This window comes from Thermopolyspora sp. NPDC052614 (assembly GCF_040678635.1).
GTDB lineage: Bacteria > Actinomycetota > Actinomycetes > Streptosporangiales > Streptosporangiaceae > Thermopolyspora.
This window is the reverse complement of record NZ_JBFATZ010000012.1, coordinates 42,248-60,245: the sequence shown is the minus strand read 5'-3', so window position 1 is coordinate 60,245 and position 17,998 is coordinate 42,248. Positions and strand designations below refer to the sequence as shown.

Annotated in this window: 14 protein-coding genes; 6 read left to right on the top strand and 8 right to left on the bottom strand. The window is 70.0% G+C overall.

What is annotated here, in order from left to right:
* Positions 1-29: 29 nt before the first annotated feature.
* The 5 genes from AB0K60_RS24460 (at position 30) to hisC (ending at position 4,533) form a co-directional block, all read left to right on the top strand.
* Positions 30-545, top strand: coding sequence for a TlpA disulfide reductase family protein (locus tag AB0K60_RS24460; RefSeq protein WP_364059310.1), 516 nt, complete (start codon positions 30-32; stop codon positions 543-545).
* Complete coding sequence (locus tag AB0K60_RS24455; protein ID WP_364059307.1) at positions 542-2,368, top strand: ABC transporter ATP-binding protein; 1,827 nt, start codon at positions 542-544, stop codon at positions 2,366-2,368. Before AB0K60_RS24460 ends, AB0K60_RS24455 begins: the two co-directional genes overlap by 4 nt.
* Positions 2,365-2,781 carry a S26 family signal peptidase gene (locus AB0K60_RS24450; RefSeq protein WP_364059304.1) on the top strand — a complete coding sequence of 139 codons (417 nt, stop codon included), beginning with the start codon at positions 2,365-2,367 and terminating at the stop codon, positions 2,779-2,781. Before AB0K60_RS24455 ends, AB0K60_RS24450 begins: the two co-directional genes overlap by 4 nt.
* Complete coding sequence (locus tag AB0K60_RS24445; RefSeq protein WP_364059301.1) at positions 2,778-3,296, top strand: MauE/DoxX family redox-associated membrane protein; 519 nt, start codon at positions 2,778-2,780, stop codon at positions 3,294-3,296. The genes AB0K60_RS24450 and AB0K60_RS24445 overlap by 4 nt, the downstream gene beginning before the upstream one ends.
* A gap of 181 nt (positions 3,297-3,477) precedes the next feature.
* Complete coding sequence (gene hisC, locus AB0K60_RS24440; RefSeq protein ID WP_364059298.1) at positions 3,478-4,533, top strand: histidinol-phosphate transaminase; 1,056 nt, start codon at positions 3,478-3,480, stop codon at positions 4,531-4,533.
* A gap of 13 nt (positions 4,534-4,546) precedes the next feature.
* Here hisC and AB0K60_RS24435 read toward each other — a convergent pair whose 3' ends face one another.
* The 5 genes from AB0K60_RS24435 to purD all read right to left on the bottom strand — a co-directional run bounded on the left by AB0K60_RS24435 (position 4,547) and on the right by purD (position 12,894).
* Positions 4,547-5,503, bottom strand: coding sequence for an EamA family transporter (locus tag AB0K60_RS24435; RefSeq protein WP_364059295.1), 957 nt, complete (start codon positions 5,501-5,503; stop codon positions 4,547-4,549).
* Between the two features lie 459 nt (positions 5,504-5,962).
* Complete coding sequence (locus AB0K60_RS24430) at positions 5,963-7,627, bottom strand: hypothetical protein (RefSeq protein ID WP_364059292.1); 1,665 nt, start codon at positions 7,625-7,627, stop codon at positions 5,963-5,965.
* 289 nt (positions 7,628-7,916) lie between these two features.
* Positions 7,917-9,149, bottom strand: a complete 1,233-nt coding sequence (locus AB0K60_RS24425) for a transcriptional regulator (RefSeq protein ID WP_364059743.1) — start codon at positions 9,147-9,149, stop codon at positions 7,917-7,919.
* A 496-nt stretch (positions 9,150-9,645) separates the two neighbouring features.
* Positions 9,646-10,911 (bottom strand): UDP-N-acetylglucosamine 1-carboxyvinyltransferase, encoded by a 1,266-nt coding sequence (gene murA, locus AB0K60_RS24420; protein ID WP_364059289.1) that lies wholly within the window; start codon positions 10,909-10,911, stop codon positions 9,646-9,648.
* Between the two features lie 750 nt (positions 10,912-11,661).
* The gene (gene purD / locus AB0K60_RS24415) at positions 11,662-12,894 is read right to left on the bottom strand and encodes a phosphoribosylamine--glycine ligase (RefSeq protein WP_364059286.1); all 1,233 of its coding nucleotides are present in this window, start codon (positions 12,892-12,894) and stop codon (positions 11,662-11,664) included.
* 463 nt (positions 12,895-13,357) lie between these two features.
* Here purD and corA point away from each other — a divergent pair, with 463 nt between their 5' ends.
* Entirely contained in the window at positions 13,358-14,515 is a 1,158-nt protein-coding gene (gene corA, locus AB0K60_RS24410; RefSeq protein ID WP_364059283.1) for a magnesium/cobalt transporter CorA, read from the top strand.
* A 77-nt stretch (positions 14,516-14,592) separates the two neighbouring features.
* Here corA and AB0K60_RS24405 read toward each other — a convergent pair whose 3' ends face one another.
* From AB0K60_RS24405 to AB0K60_RS24395, 3 genes are all read right to left on the bottom strand, one after another.
* On the bottom strand, positions 14,593-15,540 hold the full coding sequence (locus tag AB0K60_RS24405; RefSeq protein ID WP_364059280.1) for a glycerophosphodiester phosphodiesterase family protein: 948 nt from the start codon (positions 15,538-15,540) through the stop codon (positions 14,593-14,595).
* Between the two features lie 260 nt (positions 15,541-15,800).
* Entirely contained in the window at positions 15,801-17,084 is a 1,284-nt protein-coding gene (locus tag AB0K60_RS24400) for an adenylosuccinate synthase (RefSeq protein ID WP_364059277.1), read from the bottom strand.
* A 271-nt stretch (positions 17,085-17,355) separates the two neighbouring features.
* Positions 17,356-17,901 (bottom strand): winged helix-turn-helix domain-containing protein, encoded by a 546-nt coding sequence (locus tag AB0K60_RS24395; RefSeq protein ID WP_364059274.1) that lies wholly within the window; start codon positions 17,899-17,901, stop codon positions 17,356-17,358.
* Between the last annotated feature and the right edge of the window lie 97 nt (positions 17,902-17,998).

The window sequence follows — 17,998 nt, the reverse complement described above, 5'->3', positions numbered from 1 at the left end:
ACCGGAACCGTATTCGGGCGGGAGGAGACATGACCATCGTTGCCGCATTAGCCGTGACGGCGACCGTACTCGTCGGCTTCAACCTGGTTCTCACCTACGGATTAATCCGCAGGCTGCGCGTACACAGTCAGCTGCTCAGCTCGCTCTCAGCCCCTGACACGGCACTTCCCGTAGGGGCCAAGGTCGGACCTTTCACAGCGGTCACCACAACGGGCCGCACGCTCTCCAGCGACGATCTGCCGGAGCGCGTGCTGATCGGCTTCTTCTCACCGAGCTGCCCGCCTTGCCTGACCGAGCTGCCACGATTCGTCGATCACGTGCGCCGCACGGGTACTCCCGCCTTGGCCGTGGTGCTCGGCGAGGAGCAGGAGATCCAGGAGATGGCCGAGACGCTCGAGCCGGTCGCCTGGGTCGCGGTGGAGCCGCACGGCGGCCCGATCAGCACGGCGTTCCGGGTGACCGGCACGCCCACCGTGCTGCTGATCGAGGACGGCACGGTGGCCGAAACCGGGTTGCCGGAGATCGCGGCGAAGCACGCCGCATGACGGAACACGGCGGGAGCGACGGCGCGGGACGAAAGACCATCGCGAGGCTCGCCTCGGCGCTCGCGATGGTCTGGCGGGCAGGGCCGATCTGGACGTCGGTCACCGTCGTCCTTTCGCTGACGACTTCCGCCGTACCGGTGGTCGCGGCCTGGATGACCAAGCTCGCCTTGGACACGTTGACCGGAGGCGGCTCCCTGCGGGAGGTGCTTCCGTTCGCGATCGGCCTCGCCGCGGTAGGCCTCACCACGAGCGCCTTACCAGCCGTCCAGCGCTATGCGAACGGGGAACTCGAACGCCGAATCCGGCTGCTCGCCCAGGACCGACTGCACGCGGCCGTCAACCGGTTGCCGGGCCTCGCCAGGTTCGAGGACCCGGAGTTCCTGGACCGGCTCAGGCTCGCGGCCCAGTCCGGCGGGGCGACGCCCGGCCAGGTGGCCGACCTGGTCCTGAGTCTTGTCGGCGGCCTGCTCCTCATCGGGGGATTTCTGGGGTCGCTGCTCACCCTCGGCCCGGTGATGGTGGTGATGCTGTTGCTCGGTGCCGTTCCGGCGCTCAGTGCCGAGATCATGCTGGCCCGGCAGCGGGCCGCGATGATGTGGCGGCTTGGGCCGGTGGAGCGCCGTGAGTTCTTCTACAGCCAGCTCATGTGCAGCGTCGAGGCCGCCAAGGAGATCCGGCTCTTCGGCCTTGGCGGCTTCTTCCGACAGCGGATGCTGCGCGAACGTCGCGAGGCGAACCACCGGCTGCGCATGCTCGAGCGTCGGGTGCTGGGCGTCCAGTTTGGCCTGGGCGTGCTGTCGGCGACCATCTCGGGTGGCGGCCTCGTCTGGGCGATGGCCCAGGCCGCCGCCGGTTCCCTCACGATCGGCGACGTCTCGATGTTCATCGCGGCGGTCGCGGGCGTGCAATCCAGCCTCGGGAACCTTGTCGCGCAACTCGGCGATATGCACCGGCAGCTATTGCTCTTCGATCACTACCGTGGCGTGATCACCACGACGCCCGACCTTCCGGTCCGGTCTCTGTCCCCGGTGCCGGAGCTCCGCGAGGGAATCAAGCTGAAAAATGTCTGGTTCCGGTATTCTCCCCGGCACCCATGGGTGCTTCGCGGCGTCGACCTGTTCATTCCCGCCGGCGCGAGCGTCGGCCTGGTGGGGGTGAACGGTTCCGGGAAGAGCACCCTGGTAAAACTGCTCTGCCGATTTTACGACCCGGTGCAGGGCGCCATCTTATGGGATGGGACGGATATCAGAGACTTCCCGCCCGACGAGCTGCGCCAGCGGATATCGGCGGTCTTCCAGGACTATATGCAGTACGACCTGACCGCCGCCGAGAACATAGGCCTCGGCGATCTCGAGCTATTCGACGACCGAACGGCGACAGCGAAGGCGGCGATGCGGGCGGGAGTGCATGAGGTGATCACCAGGCTGCCCAAAGGCTACGACACGTTGATCACCCGGGTGTTCTTCCAGGACGACGACGCCTCCGAAGGGGTCTTCCTGTCCGGTGGACAGAGCCAGCGCGTCTCCATCGCCCGCGCGCTGCTTCGCGGCACCAGAGATCTCCTCATCATGGACGAACCAAGCTCAGGGCTGGACGCCGAGGCCGAGCACGAGATCCACAAGTGCCTCAAGGATTACCGGAGGAATCGCACGAGCCTGCTCATCTCGCATCGGCTCGGGGCGCTCCGGGACGCGGACATGCTGGCGGTTCTCGACCAAGGCGTGATTGTGGAGCTGGGCACCCACGATGAGCTGATGAAACGCAACGGTCGGTACGCGCGCCTTTTCGCGATGCAGGCCGATGGCTACCGGGAAGGGCGATGAGGTGGGCATTCGTCTTCCTCGCCGGGGCTCTGGCGGGGATCGCGTGGATCGCGCTGCGGCGGAATTTCGAGATCGTCAGGATAAACGGCCCGAGTATGGCGCCGAACTACCTGGACGGTGATCGGGTTCTCGCCGCGCGATATCGAGGTGGGCCGTTGCGGCCCGGTCAGGTCGTCATCCTGGATGGGCCACGGCCGACGGTGGACAGGCCCGGGACCCATGGGAGGTTGGTGAAGCGGATCGCCGCCGTCGCCGGCGAGAAGGCTCCCGAGGGTGTTCCTGGAGACATCGTGCCGCCTCAGCACATCGCCGTCCTGGGCGACAACCAGTCGCAGAGTGTGGACTCGCGCCAGCTGGGATTTCTCTCCACCGATCTGGTCCACGCGACCGTGATACGAAAGCTGAGCAGATGATGGGCTACCTGATGGTCGGCGCCATGGTGGTCATTTCGACCACTTTCGCGGCCGCGAGTCTCGGAAAACTCCGCGACCTACCGGGGTTCCGGGCGTCGCTGCGGGGACTGGTGCCGGGGCGGACGCTCGCCCTCACCGCGGTTCTCGTGCCCACCGCGGAGCTGATCACGGTGGCGGCGTTCATCGCCACGCTGGTCGACCGGAGGGCGAGCGTCATCGGCTTCGGCCTCGCCGCGGTCCTGCTCGCCGCCTTCACCGTGGGGGTGGCCGTCGCGATCCGCAAGGACGGAGCGGCGCGGTGTCACTGTTTCGGCCGCCAGGGGGCGGTCCTGTCGACACGGCACGTCATCCGGAATGTCTTCCTGCTCGGCGTCGCGCTGGCGGGGCTTGCCGGCCGGGGCGCCTTCGGCGACGTCGATCCCGCGGGGGCCGCGATAGCGGTGATATGTGCTCTTTGGGTCGCGGCCAATGTCATCTTCATGGACGAGATCATCGCGTTGTTCGGCGGGCCGTGACCTAGTCGGCCGCTCTACAACCCAAGCCTGATCTCTGGCCGGGGCCGTACGCCGGGGACGCCGCGGCGCTCCGCCAACGCCGTGCCCCGCGGGGGGACATCCTCGGCCGTCCGGTTGTGCGCATTGCCTCGGCGGCCGCCCGCGATAGGGTTGCCGGGTAGGACCGTAGGAGGGGTGGAGCATGCGGTTCAGGGCGATTCTGGACACGATGCCGGTCTACAAGCCGGGCAAGCGGGTCGTGGCGCCGGACGGCCGGTCGTTCAAGCTCTCCTCCAACGAGTCGCCGTTCGGTCCGCCGCCCTCGGTGGTCGAGGCGATGCGCCGGGCCGCGAGCGAGGCCCACCTCTACCCCGACGCCTCCTGCCACCGGCTCACCGAGGCGCTCGCCGACCGGTACGGCGTGCCGTACGACCACATCGCCCTCGGCCCGGGATCGGTGACCGTGGCCCAGCAGCTGCTGGAGACGCTCGCCGAGCCGGGCACCGAGGTCGTCTACGCCTGGCGGTCGTTCGAGGCCTACCCGCTGCTCGCGGACGTGGCGGGGATGACCTCGGTCCAGGTGCCGCTGCGCGACGAGACGCACGACCTCGACGCGCTCGCCGAGGCGATCACCGACCGCACCCGGCTCGTCTTCGTGTGCAACCCGAACAATCCCACCGGCACGGTCAACCGCACCGCCGAGCTCATCGCGTTCCTCGACCGGGTGCCCGAGGACGTCGTGGTCGCCCTCGACGAGGCCTACCACGAGTACGTGCGCGACGAGGACGTGCCCGACGGGCTCACCCTCTACCGCGAGCGGCCCAACGTGGTCGTGCTGCGCACCTTCTCCAAGGCGTACGGCCTCGCCGGGCTGCGGGTCGGCTACCTGATCGGGCAGGGCCGGGCGGCGGAGGCGGTGCGCAAGGTCATGGTGCCGTTCGCCGTCAACCACATCGCGCAGGCGGCCGCGATCGCGTCGATCGCCGCCGAGCGGGAGCTGCTCGATCGGGTCGAGGTGGTCGTCAAGGAGCGCACGCGGGTGCGGGAGACGCTGCTCGCCCAGGGCTGGGAGGTGCCGCCCACCGAGGCGAACTTCGTCTGGCTGCGGCTGGGCGAGCGCACGATGGCGTTCGCCGAGCACTGCGCCGGGTACGGCGTGGCGGTGCGGCCCTTCCCCGGGGAGGGCGCCCGCGTCTCCATCGGCGACGCCGAGGCGAACGACGCCTTCCTCGAGGCCGCGGGCTCGTTCCCCCGGTAGGTCCCGGGCCGGGTCAGGGGCGCGCCGGTTGCGGTCGCGCCTCCCCCTCGGGCTCCTTGGGCAGGGGCGCGGCGGTTGCGCGTCCGCGGCGTTCGGTGGAGACCACCAGCGCCACGCCCGCGACGATGACGAGGCCGCCGACGATCATGCCGGTGGTCGCCGTCTCGCCCAGGACCAGCATGCCGAGGATGACGGCCACCACCGGGTTCACGTACGCGTAGGTGGACACCAGCGAGATCGGTGCGTTGCCCAGCAGCCAGACGTACGAGGTGAACCCGATGAGCGAGCCGACCAGGATCAGATAGGCCAGACCGGCCAGGGACCGGCCCGACACGTGGGCGAGGTCGAGGCGTTCGCCGAACGCGGTGGCCAGGACGATCAGCGCCGTGCCGCCCGCGAGCATCTCCACCGTGCTGGCGGCGAACGGGTCCTTCGGCATGGGGATGCGCCCCGAGATGAACGACCCGATCGACCAGGAGAACGAGGCGGCCAGGACGATCAGGACGCCCACCGTGGAGGAGCCGCCGCTGCCGCCGGTGAGCGAGAGCGCGGCGACGCCGCCGAAGCCCATGAGCACGCCGGCCAGCGTGAGCGTCTGCGGCCGGTCGCGTACGGCCACGCGGAACAGCACCAGCCACAGCGGCACCGACGCGACCAGCAGCGCGGCCAGGCCGGTGGAGATGTGCTGCTGGGCCACCGCGATCATGCCGTTGCCTCCGGTGAGCAGCAGCACGCCCACCAGCGCGGCTCCGAGGAACTCGCGGCGGCTCATGCGGAGGGCGGAACGGCCTCGCCGCCACAGCAGGCCGAGGGCGAGCAGGGGCGCGGCGATCAAGAAGCGAAACCCGCCGCTGAACAGCGGGGGCAGCGTCTCGATGGCGATCATGATGCCGAGATAGGTGGACCCCCACACCACGTAGAGGGTGACCAGAGCGGTCCAGACTCGGATGTCACGGGTGTTCTGCCCCATGACTCATGACACTATCGGGTGGCCCAGACGATCTTCACGCGGGTTTCGGCTCTGGAAGTCGTGCGGAACCACGACGTGCCCGCGCCTTCGGGCTCCCGCTGATAACGCAACGCCACCTTGGTCATCGACGTGCCTCCGGGAGGCCGCTCGGGCGCAGGCACCGGCGGCCGTCCCGCAACATCGGGCCGGACGGGGCTGTGGTCGGCCGAAGGGGCTGGTGACGCGGGGGCTGGTGACACGGGGTCGGCGGACGCGGGGGCCGGGGGCGAGGTCAGGGTCAGCGTCATCGGTGACAGGAACATCACCGTGGGCATCGCGCCCGGCAGCAGCGGAGGCGGCGGCGGGCAGGGAGCAGGGCAAGGGACAGGGCAGGGGGCAGGCCAGGGGATGTGGCGCCGTTCGGCCTTCCCCTGCCCGTCCATCGCCGTCACCTCCCTCACCGCCGGGGCCGGCGCACGATCAGTAGCCCGAGTCCGTGTCGGCGAACCACACGTCGTCGTCGCTGCCGTTGCCGTTGCCGAAGTTCGACCCGTTGCCGTTGTTGTCGACGCCGTTGTTGCCGAAGTTGGACCCGTTGCCGGACCCGTTGCCGTTGCCGTTGTTGGAGTCGTTGCTGAAGCCGTTGTTGTCCGGGACCGAGCTCTCGGCGGGCGCGGCCGTGGTCGGCGCCACGGACTCCGACGGAACCGGGTTGCCGTTCGCGTCCACGGGCGCGTTGGTGGGCGGGTTGTTGTCGATGAGCGCGCCACTGTTGTTCAGCTGGCAGTTGACGAGGTTGCCCAGGTCCTGGACCGCCTGACCACCGGACTGGTTGAGCAGGTTCGCGATGCGATTCAGGCTCGCCGCACGCACCCGCGCGAGGCCCTGCAGGACGGCGTCCTGGTCGCCGCTGATCGCCGTGTTGTTCGCGGTGTTCGACCAGGGGTCGGAGCCGGTGCCGGACCCGCCGGAGCCGTTGTTCACTCCGTTGTTCGCCCCGACCCCATTGTTCACGCCGTTGTTCGTGCCGTTGTTCACGCCGTTGGAGCCGTCGCCGGAGTTGTTGAACCCTTCGACGCCGTTGCTGCTCGTGCCGTTGGATCCGTTGCCCTGGTTGACGCCGTTGTTGTTCACGCCATTGGACGCGTCACCTACGTTGCCGTTCCCGTTGTTGGCGTTGTTGCCGGTGCCGTTGTTGATGCCATTGTTGACGCCGTTGTTCACTCCGTTGTTCGCGAAGGCCGCGAGCCGCTCGTTCGCGCCGCTCTCGACCAACTCCATCAGACCCAGTTCGAGGGCGACGTCCGACTGCACTGCGCGGGGGATCACGATCTGGTCGGCGACCGAGGGGCAGACCAGCAGCCGCGTCTGCACGGCCGGTGGGGGCGTCGCGGCGGGCGTGGCGGAGACGTTCGGTGTCGCGGCGCCGGTGGCGTTGCCGGAGGGGTTCGCGGAAGGGTTGGCGGTGTTGTTGTTGGTGGTGCCGTTGCCGTTGCCGTTGGAGTTGTTGGTGGCGTTGCCGGTGGGTTTCGCCGAGGCGTTCGCGGCCTGCACCCTGATCTTCGTCGCACCCGACGGAGACGGGCTGGGCGTCGAGGACTTCTTCTTCGCCTTCGCGGCGCCGGTGGCGTTGCCGGAAGGGTTCGCGGAAGGGTTGGCGGTGGGGTTGGCGGTGTTGTTGGCGGTGCCGCTGCCGGTGGCGTTGCCGGTGGGCGCCACGCTCGGGTTCGCCGCGGCGCCGTTGTTGAGCGTGCAGGTGGCCAGCGCGCCCAGATTCTGCGGGCGCTGCGCCACCTGGTCGATCGCGTCGGCGATGCGCTCGATCGTCACCGCGCGCTGGTTCGCCAGGGTGCTGAGCACCGCCTGCTGAGCGGCGGCGGGGTCCGCTGCGTTCGCCGTGTCGGCGAGTCGCTGGTTCGCCGACGCCACCTGGATCTCCAGGAGGCCGAGGTTCCGCGCGACCGTTCGCCGGAGCGACTGCGACACCTCGATGTCCGGAAGTCCGTCGGCGACCTTCGGGCACTCCGCGGTTACCACCACGCTGCCGGCCCCAGAGCCGCCCGCACCGTCGAAACGTGAGGGGCTCGCCGGCTGCGAGGAGCAGCCCGCAAGGACCGCCACGCCGCATGCGGTGAGGATGCTCAAGGCCGGAACGTATCCTCGTCGCCGCAGGTCATGACGCATTCATTCTCTCCCTTGCGTATCTCGGATCGGATGCCCCGTCGAAGCGAGATACGGAAGGGTCACATGGTGCGTTCGATTCACCGTCAATCGCCGCGAAAAGATCTTACGAACAGATCTTGTACGGCCCTCGCCGACCGACCGCGGCGCGCCGCCGATGGCGCCTCGCGTGGGGGATGAGGCGCCACCGGCGGTGGGTCAAGCTCGGTGATCGGGACGGTGCCCGGTCACCCGGCGGGCGTGCGACGCCCGCTCAGTGGCCCGACAGCTTCTCCACGATCAGCCGGTAGAGCTGCCGCGGACGGCCGGGCTGGGGCGTACGGTTTGGCGGAAGCGGCCACGCGAGTCCCTCGTCAACCAACGTGCGCAGCAGCCGCCGTGCCGTACGGGGGGTGACGCCGAGCATCTTGCCCGCGCCCTCGGCGTCGACGACGGTGTCGCCGCCTTCCAGTTTGGCGGCGAGCCTGGCGAGCACCTCCACTCCTTTGGGTTTGGCCGGTCCGGACGTCTGGGGAGGCATCCGGGGCGGCGGCACCAGGGCGCGGCCCTCCCGGTCCACCGCGAACCCCTGCGTCTGCTTGCCCGCCTGGCTGCGGGCGAGCGCGGCGCGCGCGTGGGTCTCGGCGTCATGGGTGGTACGGCCCATGCCCACGCCGACCTCGACGGCGAGCCCGAGCTCGTCCCGGATGCGGCCGGCGAACGGCAGCACCCGGAAGCCGTCGGTGGCGGCGTGGATCGAGCCGCGGGTCGCGGTCACCAGGTAGCTGTGGTCGTCGATCGGCCACACCGCCGCGTTCATGCGGTTGGCCTCCTGCACCAGCAGCCGGTGCAGCGACAGCCGCAGCTCGTCGCGCCAGTATCGGGGCGCCGCGCGCCGTACCGGCTCGCGGAGCGTGGGCACCTCGATGAGGATCACGGTGAGCTGCGACTCCTCCAGCCGGTGGTGGGCCCCGAGCAGCGCCGCGGTGTTGAGCGCGATGCGCACCGAGCCGGCCGTCGGCCGGATCCGCACCACCGGCAGCCCCGCGGCGCTGAGCCGGTCGGCCACGCCCGGGATGCAGGTCATCGCCCCGGTCGTGACGCCCTGCCGCAGCAGCCGCTCGTGGTAGGCCGCGATGGTCCCCGTCGCGCCCGGCTCGTCACGGCTGTGCACGTCGGCCGTCGGCAGCCCGACGTCGGCGTACGCCTCCTCGATGTCGCCCCGGCTGAGCACGTCGGTGCTCACCCGTCGCGGGTCGATGCGGTCGTCCATCGCGGCCCGGGTGAGCGCCGCGATCAGCGCCGCGCCGCCGAGCTGCACGTGCGTGGCCGGCATGGTCAGCACGCCCGCCCGCCGGGCCAGCTCGAACGGCACCGGGCTGGCGAACAGGCACGCGTCCACGCTCGGACCCAGCCTGATCACCTTGTCCGCGGCCTCCTGTTCGTCCCGGTAGGCGGCCGCCACCAGACGGCACGGTACGGGTGCCGCGCCGTGCCCCATCAGCATCACTCGCTCGACGAGGTCGTGGGGCCCGACCACGCCGATCGTGAGGTCAGGGGCCGCGCCTAAACGCGACCCGCGCGGAGTGTCTTCCCGCTCGACCAATGTTCGTCCCATCCTGCATCGCCTCAGGTCGAGTCGGCCGCGCCTCGCGCTCGCCGGGTCCGCGCACGGACGCGCGCCGCATCAACTGAGCCGCTGCGCGCATCACGGCGGAAACGTGCGGGACCCGGTGGCCGACCGCCCTGCGCCCGGCCGTGACCGTGCGCATTCCGGTTCGAGCACCGGCGCGCCTCCGCTCTGCATGCGGTTCCCTCGCCGCCCGGCGTGGCTTCCTCTCCGGTCTTGAGTGATAGTTCTCTTTGGAACGATCGCGCGTGACGGCCGTAATGTCACGCCCGGATTTGCCGGAATACCGTTCCGGTAACCTCTTAAGGGACGGCTGACAGCGACATTTCTGCTGGTCAGAACCGAAATTAAGGCGATAGCAGGGGTGGTGACGCTATGTGGAAATTTCCCGTACCACATTCGCGCCGAGCGCCTGCAGACGCTCGGCGACGTGGGCGTGCCCCCGGTCGATGAGGTACGCCGGGGAGATGACGGTCTCGCCCTCGGCGGCGAGCCCGGCCAGAATCAGCGCGATTCCCGAGCGGAGGTCGTGCGCGTTCACCGTGGTGCCGACGAGTTTGGTGGGCCCGTGCACGACGGCGCGGCTGCCCTGCACCTCGATATTGGCGCCCATCTTGTTCAGCTCGCCGGCGAGGGCGAACCTGCCGTCGAAGATGCGCTCGTGGATGTAGCTGACGCCGTCCGCCATCGTCGCGACCATCATCATCGGCGACTGCAGGTCGGTGGCGAAGCCGGGGTAGGTGTCGGTGATGATGTTGATCGGCCGGAGCTGCCGGTCGCGGCGCACGTGCAGGATCGCGCCGTCGGTGGCGAACTCCACGCCCATCTGCTCCAGCTTCCACCGCACCACGCCCAGGTGCTCCAGGGACGCGCCGACGAGGTTCACCTCGCCGCCGGTGATCGCCGCCGCCATCGCGAACACGCCCGCGTCGAGCCGGTCGGGCATGACCGAGTGCTCGACCGCGCGCAGCTCGTCCACGCCCTCGACGACGAGGAAGCCGGTGCCCGAGCCGTGGATGCGGGCGCCCATCCGGCGCAACATGTTGATCACGTCGAGCACCTCGGGCTCCAGCGCCGCGTTCTCGATCACGGTGGTGCCCTTGGCGAGGACGGCCGCCATGACGAGGTTCTCGGTGCCGGTGTGCGAGGGGGTGTCGAGGTAGAGCGGGGCGCCGGTGAGCTGGGACGCCTTGATGTGGATGACGGTCTCGCCCTCGTCCACCACCGCGCCGAGGCGCTTGTACCCCATGTAGTGGAAGTCGAGTTGGCGGCTGCCGAGGTTACAGCCGCCGATGCCCTTGATGACCGCCTCGCCGAGGCGGTGCATGAGCGCGGGAACGAACAGGACCGCTCCACGGAACCGCCGTGCGATCTCCGCGGGCAGCACCGGGCTGGTCAGCCGCGATGCGTCGATCACCAGGACGCGTTCGGCCTCGTGCAACTCGACGTGCGCGCCGATGGATCGCGCCAGTTCTACGGCACGCCGGACATCCTCGATGATGGGGACGTTCCGCAGGACCGTACGGCCCTCCGCGGCGAGCAACGCGGCTCCGATCATGGGGAGTACAGCGTTCTTCGCGCCTTGGATGAATACGGTGCCATTCAGGACGTTCCCACCGCGAACGCGGTAACGAACCATGGGTTGAGGCTCCTCGATAAGGGTGTGACTCGCATGATTGGGTGGGCGCCAGCCGTTTCTTCGGGTGGAGTCCGCCGCGCTTACGGCACACCGGTCCGCCGCCCGCATACCGGCGCACCCCAGCTCGGCTCCCTCTACGCCAACTGGTTCGAGTCCGCCTCACGTGTCACACGACCGTTCCCCGACAACTCCACGATCGCGTAGCTCGGCTCCCTCACCAGACTTATCGGCAACAGTAGCCCCTTCCAACTGATCACCTGGGTATTTCGCCGCGCTTCGTCCCCTCCTGTGACATACAGGTCTTGATCACTCTTAATCACAGATTTACCCGCACCAATGTGAGCCAGTCAGATGCGGGCCGCCACATTTGTCCCGAATACCCCAAAGAAAGGGTTTTGTACTAATCCGCACCACTTGTCTACCCGCTCTACCAGCGAAAACACTCCGCCTTGCCCCACCCAATGGCCCGGACGACGTCTCCGCGCTGTAAACCTCGCGCCGACACCCCCGCAACCCCCACCCGTCAAGGACACGGGCACGACGAGGCCGCGACGCGCCGCCCGGCACGGATCCGACGTACCGACGGGTCCCACCCACCCCGCCGCGCCGCAACCCCCACACGTCAGGGACGCGGGCACGACGAGGCCGCGACGCGCCGCTCGGCACGGATCCGACGCATCGACGAAGTCCCACCCCGCCGCGCCCAGGACCCTCCACGCGGACGGTGGCTCTATGAGTGGCGCGGGGCCGTCACACGTCGGCGGCGATGTCGGTTCGGTGGTGGGAGCCGCGCATGGTGATGCGGGCGATGGCCTCGTAGGCGCGGGCGCGGGCCTCGGCGACTGTGGGGCCGGAGCCCACCACGTTGAGGACGCGGCCGCCCGCGGAGACGAGCGCGCCATCGGGGCGCAGGGCGGTGCCCGCGTGCAGGACGTAGGCGTCCGGGGGGAGGGCGTCGAGGCCCTCGATGACGTCGCCCTTGACCGGGTCGGCGGGGTAGTTCTCGGCGGCGAGCACCACGGTGACGGCGGCGCCCTCGCGGTGGCGCACGGGGCCGAAGGCGGCGAGGGTGCCGGTGGCGCAGGCGTGCAGGAGGCCGCCGAGGGGGGTCTCCAGGCGGTCGAGCACCACCTGGGTCTCCGGGTCGCCGAAGCGGGCGTTGAACTCGATGACCTTGGGGCCGTCCGCGGTCAGCGCCAGGCCCGCGTACAGCACCCCCACGTATGGCAGGCCGCGCCGGCCCAGCTCGCCCAGCGTGGGCAGCACGACGCGCTCCATCACCTGGGCGGTCAGGTCGGCGGGCGCCCAGGGCAGGGGCGTGTAGGCGCCCATGCCGCCGGTGTTCGGCCCGCGCCCGCCGTCGTAGGCCCGCTTGAAGTCCTGCGCCGCCTGCAACGGCACGGCGGTGCCGCCGTCGCACAACGCGAACAGCGAGAGCTCCGGCCCGTCGAGGAACTCCTCGATCACGACCCGGCCGCACGCCTTCGCGTGCGCCAGCGCCTCGGCGCGGTCCCGCGTCACCACGACGCCCTTCCCGGCCGCGAGCCCGTCGGCTTTCACCACGTACGGCTCGCCGAACTCCTCCAGCGCCGCCGCGACCTGCTCGGCGTCGGTGCACGTGCGCGCCCGCGCGGTCGGCACCCCGGCGGCCGTCATGACCTGTTTGGCGAAGGACTTCGACCCCTCGATGCGCGCGGCCTGCGCCGAGGGCCCGAAGCAGGCGACGCCCGCCGCCCGCAGCGCGTCGGCGACCCCGGCGACCAGCGGCGCCTCCGGCCCGATCACGACCAGCTCCACGCCGAGCCGCTCGGCGAGCGCCGTCACCTGCCCCGGATCGGTCGCCGCGACGGCGTGCGTCGTCGCCACCTGCGCGATCCCCGGGTTACCGGGCGCGCAGTGCAACTCCGACACCTGCGGATCGAGAGCCAGGGCACGGCACAACGCGTGCTCACGACCACCGGATCCAATGACAAGAACGCGCACGAGCCAGAGCCTAGTGTGTGCCGCCCACCGGCGACGCCGCACCCCGCCAGCCTGTGGATACCCGCCGGCCTGTGGATACCGCCAGTCCGTATAACCGGACGTGCGAAGGTGCGGACGCCCAGGTGGCGGCCCGTGTCGAGGGTCCGGCGGCCAGGATGGCGACGGGCTTTTTGGCAAGTTCTGTGCGAGTCGTGCCCTCGCGGAGGGCTATCCTGAATGCTGGACCTTTCATGGGACCCTATAGACACGGTTGAGCGTCCCATTACGGCGGCTTTGCGGAGCCTTCTGGTGATTGGAGGTGGTCGGGGATGACCCCTGGAGATCCCAGCAGTAGTACGTGCCTGCGTACGTACTCCGTGCGCGCCTTGACCACTTCGACCAAGGTGCCCGGCCCCGCGCATTTCTGATGAAGCCGAGGTGACACTGATCCGCGCGTGCATGGGCTGGGCTGGAAGGGACCGCCATGCGCTCGTCCACGCTTTTCTCAAGGATCAACCGCCACCCCCGTCTCGCCGTACCGCGGCACAACGGCCGCGCCCGCGTGCCCGCACCGCGCTCTGATCGCCCTGAGCGTCCGGAGACCGCGACGCCCGCCCGTCCGCCCGTCCCGCCGAGCGCCTCGCTGGTGGAGTTCGGCGCGTACGTGCGCGGCAGGCGCGTGGCCGCCGACGACATCCCCCAGGCGCTGGCCCTGGTCCGGGAGCACAACCGCGAGCTGACCGAGCCCGAGGCGTTCGTCTGGGTCGGCCTGCACGAGCCCGGCGCGCCCGAGGTGGAGTGGCTCGCCGAGGTCTTCGGCCTGCACCCGCTCTCCGTCGAGGACGCGATCAAGGCGCATCAGCGGCCCAAGGTGGAGCGGTACGGCGAGTCGTTGTTCATCGTCCTGAAGACGGTGAGCTTCGTCGGCAACGAGGCCACGTCCGACACCGGCGAGATCATCGAAACCGGCGAGATCATGGCCTTCATCGGCTCCGATTTCGTCATGACCGTACGGCACGGCGACCACTGCTCGCTGTCGGAGGTCCGGGCCCGCCTGGAGGGCAAGCCCAAGCTGATGAACCGTGGCCCGACCGGCGTGCTGCACGCGATCGCCGACCACGTGGTCGACTCCTACCTCACCGTCGCCGACCAGATGCAGGCCGAGCTCGAGGAGGTGGAGGCGGCCGTCTTCGCCGACGTCAGCTCGCGCGACATCAACCGCATCTACCAGCTCAAGCGCGAGATGATCGAGATGAAGCGGGCGATGACCCCGCTGGAGGCCCCGCTGCGCAACCTCCCGCAGCGCCGCATGATCCCCTCGGAGATGCGCGACTACTTCCGCGACGTCGGCGACCACCTGTCCCGCGTGTGCGAGCAGGTGGAGTCCTCCAACGAGCTGTGCAACTCGATCCTGCAGGCCGCCCTCGCCCGCTCCAACGCCCTCGCCAACGAGGACATGCGCAAGATCTCCTCGTGGGTGGCCATCCTCGCCGTCCCCACCATGATCGCCGGCGTCTACGGCATGAACTTCGAGTACATGCCCGAGACCAAGTCCGTCTTCGGCTACCCGGCCGTCCTCGCGGTCATGGTCATCGCCTGCACGATTCTCTATCGGGCCTTCCGCCGCAACGGCTGGCTGTAGCCGCCCCGCCGGCCCGCCCGAGCCGCGGGCCGGGCGGGGCTGGGCGGGGCGGTCACGTGCGTCTCACCCGGAGGGCGTCAGCGGCGCGACGCGCCGCTGCCCACCGGGGACGGACGCAGGACCGGCGCGGGCAGGGCCAGGCCGCGCCGCGCCCACAGCTCGCGCATGCGATCGGGATAATCGGTGACGATGCCGGACACGCCCAGGTCGATCAGCCGACCGGCCTCCTCCGGATCGTTGACCGTCCAGACCACCACGGGCATGGCCCGCGCGGTCGCGGCGGCCATGAGCCGGGCGTCGACGAGGACCCGATCGGGGGAGTACGTCGTGGCCCCGACGGCCTGCGCCACCGCGACCATGTCCTCGTCGAAGTCGCGCGGATCCAGGCCGTTCAGCCACACGCTGTGCCGCGTCGCCTTCTCCAGCAGGGCGAACCGCGGATTGTCCGGCACGAACTCGTGGGCGGCGGCCACGATCCGCCAGTCGAAGCTGAGCAGCGCCGAGCCCGCCAGCCGCCCGTGCCGGTCGAGCTCGGCCAGCACCAACTCGGTGAACTCCCGGGGGTCGGGGGTGAGGTCCGGCCGCGTCGGGTCCGACTTCAGCTCCACGTGCAGCCGCACCCCGTCGGCGTCGTAGGCGTTCACCAGCCCGAGCACCGAACTCAACGTGGGCATCCGGGTGCCGGGAAGCGGCAGTTGGGTGGGCGTGAACGCGTCGGCCCCGGCCGCCGGGCGGCGCACGCCCACGTCCAGCATGCGCAACTGCGCCAGGCGCAGCGCCCGAATGGGGCGGCCCACGTACGGATAGTCCTCGTCCCCCGGTACGGCCGGCCGGGTGTCCGCGCTGGTCACCGCCGAGACCGTCAGATCGTGCGTGAGCACGAGCCGCCGGTCGGCGGTGAGCGCGACGTCGAACTCGAGCGCGTCGACCCCCAGCTCCAGCGCGTGGGCCAGCCCGGGAAGCGTGTTCTCCGGCCGCAGCCCACGCGCCCCCCGGTGGCCGTGCAGCTCCACCTGTCCAGCCACATGTCCGGCTGCGTGTCCAGCTGGGTGTCCAGCTGGGTGTCCAGCTGGGTGTCCAGCCACGGTTTTAGCCACAGTCGTGACCCCATCCATCCCGCCCGGCCGTACCGGGCCTAACCGGGCCGCCGGTTTCGGTGCACCGAAACCGGCGGATCGCCTCCAGCCGTCAGGCCCTGACCTGCGAGGGGTCCACACCGGGAGCGCCCGGCTTGCGCGGGCTTGTCAGGTCGGTCCCGTCATGGTGTCAGTGGCTCGGCGGCACATTACAGCAGCGGTCGCAGCGTGAGCGTCTGGTCGCGGCCGGGCCCGACGCCGATCGCGGAGATGGGCGCGCCGCTCATCTCCTCCAGCGCCCGGACGTAGGCACGCGCGTTCGGCGGCAGGTCGTCGAAGGTCTTGGCGCTGGTGATGTCCTCCTGCCAGCCGGGGAACTCCTCGTAGATCGGCTTGGCGTGGTGGAACTCGGTCTGCGTCATCGGGATCTCCTCGTGCCGCACACCGTCCACGTCGTAGGCGACGCACACCGGGATGCGCTCCAGACCCGACAACACGTCGAGCTTGGTGAGGAAGAAGTCGGTCAGGCCGTTGATCCGCGTCGCGTACCGGGCGATCACCGCGTCGAACCAGCCGCAGCGCCGGTTGCGCCCGGTGGTCGTGCCGTACTCGTGCCCGGTGGCGCGCAGCCACTCGCCCTGCTCGTCGAGCAGCTCGGTCGGGAACGGTCCCGACCCCACCCGGGTCGTGTACGCCTTGATGATGCCGATCACCCGGGCGAGCCGCATCGGCGGGATGCCCGAGCCCGCGCACGCCCCGCCGCTCGTCGGCGAGGAGGAGGTGACGAACGGATAGGTGCCGTGGTCGATGTCGAGCAGCGTGCCCTGGCCGCCCTCCAGCAGCACGACCTTGCCCGCGTCCAGGGCCTTGCACAGCACGAGCGAGGTGTCGGCGATGTGCGGCTTCAGCCGCTCGGCGTACCCGAGGTACTCCTCCAGCGTCCGGTTCACGTCGATGCCGCGCCGGTTGTAGACCTTGGTGAGCACCTGGTTCTTCTCGGTGAGCGCCACCTCGATCTTCTGCCGCAGGATGCCGGGGTCGAGCAGATCCTGCACCCGCACCCCCATGCGCGCGACCTTGTCCCCGTACGCCGGGCCGATGCCGCGCCCGGTCGTGCCGATGCGGGCCTTGCCGAGGTAGCGCTCGGTCACCTTGTCCAGCGCCTTGTGGTGCGGCATGATCAGGTGCGCGCTGGCGGAGATCATCAGGCGCTCGCAGGAGATGCCGCGCTCGCTCAGGCCGTCGATCTCGCCGAGCAGGACCGCGGGGTCGATCACCACGCCGTTGCCGATCACCGGGATCACGTCGGGAGAGAGCACCCCGGTGGGGAGAAGGTGCAGCGCGTACCGCTGGTCGCCGATGACGACGGTGTGACCCGCGTTGTTGCCGCCCTGATACCGGACGACGTAGTCGACGTCGCCGCCGAGCAGATCGGTGGCCTTGCCCTTGCCCTCATCGCCCCACTGGGCGCCCACGAGAACGACAGCCGGCATCCTTCGACTCCTGTTGCGTGCTCAGTGCGGCGCGTCGCGCCGCGGCCGGGCCCCGCGCTTTCGCCAAGCGAAAACCCCTGGCGCAAGCGCGACAGGGGCTCTTGCAAACCGAGACTACCTGAGCCCATCGATTCGCCCAAAGCCACCCGTCACGGCATCTGGGGCGCAACCGAGCAAGGCATCGGTCATACGACGCTTATCTCCCCTTACTCGGTCCTTCATCGGCCGTTGATTCGGCCGCGCCGCCCGGTAGGGCGGGGCCGTACCGGCGTCACCGGCGGGCGGGGGCGGCTCCCGCGCCGTCCGGCCCCAGCTCGGCCAGGTAGAAACCGACGCCCCGGGTGGACTCCAGGGCGATGGTCGCGCCTGCGGCGCGCAGCTTGGCACGCAACCGTTTGATCGTCGAGCGGATCGCGGAGGGGTCGTCGAGGTAGTCGGCACCCCAGACGCGTTCGTACAGCTCCCGGTAGGTCCACACCCGTGACGGCGGCGTGGCGAGGGCGGCGAGCACCTCGCGTTCGATGCGGGTGAGCGGGAGGGGGACGCCCGCCCAGGTGACCCGCTGCCGGTTCGGGTCGATGACCAGCGGCCCCCGGACCACCGTGTCCATCCGGCGCACGGCGGGCGTGGGAGCCGCCGCCGGTTCCGGCTCGCGTGCGCCGAACAGCACCCGGCGGACCGCGTCCAGGTCCGAGAACATCAGCAGCGTCCCGCTGCCGCCCATGAGCCGCGCGACCCGTGCCCGTTCGCTGTGGCTGGGTGAGATGCACACGATGACCGTCTTGTCGTCAAGACCCTCCACCGGTACAGCGCTCATGCGCTAAGGAAAGCAACTCGAACACCTCCCGTCAACTATGAATCTTTCACGACTTGTCTCACTTCAGTCAGCCTCAATCGGTGCGTCCTGAACCGAT

What these genes read in the sequence shown, in the direction of transcription:
- AB0K60_RS24460 (WP_364059310.1), top strand. Translation starts at nt 30, where the DNA reads ATGACCATCGTTGCCGCATTAGCCGTGACGGCGACCGTACTCGTCGGC.
- AB0K60_RS24450 (WP_364059304.1), top strand. Translation starts at nt 2,365, where the DNA reads ATGAGGTGGGCATTCGTCTTCCTCGCCGGGGCTCTGGCGGGGATCGCG.
- corA (WP_364059283.1), top strand. Translation starts at nt 13,358, where the DNA reads ATGCGCTCGTCCACGCTTTTCTCAAGGATCAACCGCCACCCCCGTCTC.
- hisC (WP_364059298.1), top strand. Translation starts at nt 3,478, where the DNA reads ATGCGGTTCAGGGCGATTCTGGACACGATGCCGGTCTACAAGCCGGGC.
- AB0K60_RS24400 (WP_364059277.1), bottom strand. Translation starts at nt 17,084, where the DNA reads ATGCCGGCTGTCGTTCTCGTGGGCGCCCAGTGGGGCGATGAGGGCAAG.
- murA (WP_364059289.1), bottom strand. Translation starts at nt 10,911, where the DNA reads ATGGTTCGTTACCGCGTTCGCGGTGGGAACGTCCTGAATGGCACCGTA.
- AB0K60_RS24395 (WP_364059274.1), bottom strand. Translation starts at nt 17,901, where the DNA reads ATGAGCGCTGTACCGGTGGAGGGTCTTGACGACAAGACGGTCATCGTG.
- AB0K60_RS24435 (WP_364059295.1), bottom strand. Translation starts at nt 5,503, where the DNA reads ATGGGGCAGAACACCCGTGACATCCGAGTCTGGACCGCTCTGGTCACC.
- AB0K60_RS24455 (WP_364059307.1), top strand. Translation starts at nt 542, where the DNA reads ATGACGGAACACGGCGGGAGCGACGGCGCGGGACGAAAGACCATCGCG.
- AB0K60_RS24445 (WP_364059301.1), top strand. Translation starts at nt 2,778, where the DNA reads ATGATGGGCTACCTGATGGTCGGCGCCATGGTGGTCATTTCGACCACT.
- AB0K60_RS24425 (WP_364059743.1), bottom strand. Translation starts at nt 9,149, where the DNA reads ATGCTGATGGGGCACGGCGCGGCACCCGTACCGTGCCGTCTGGTGGCG.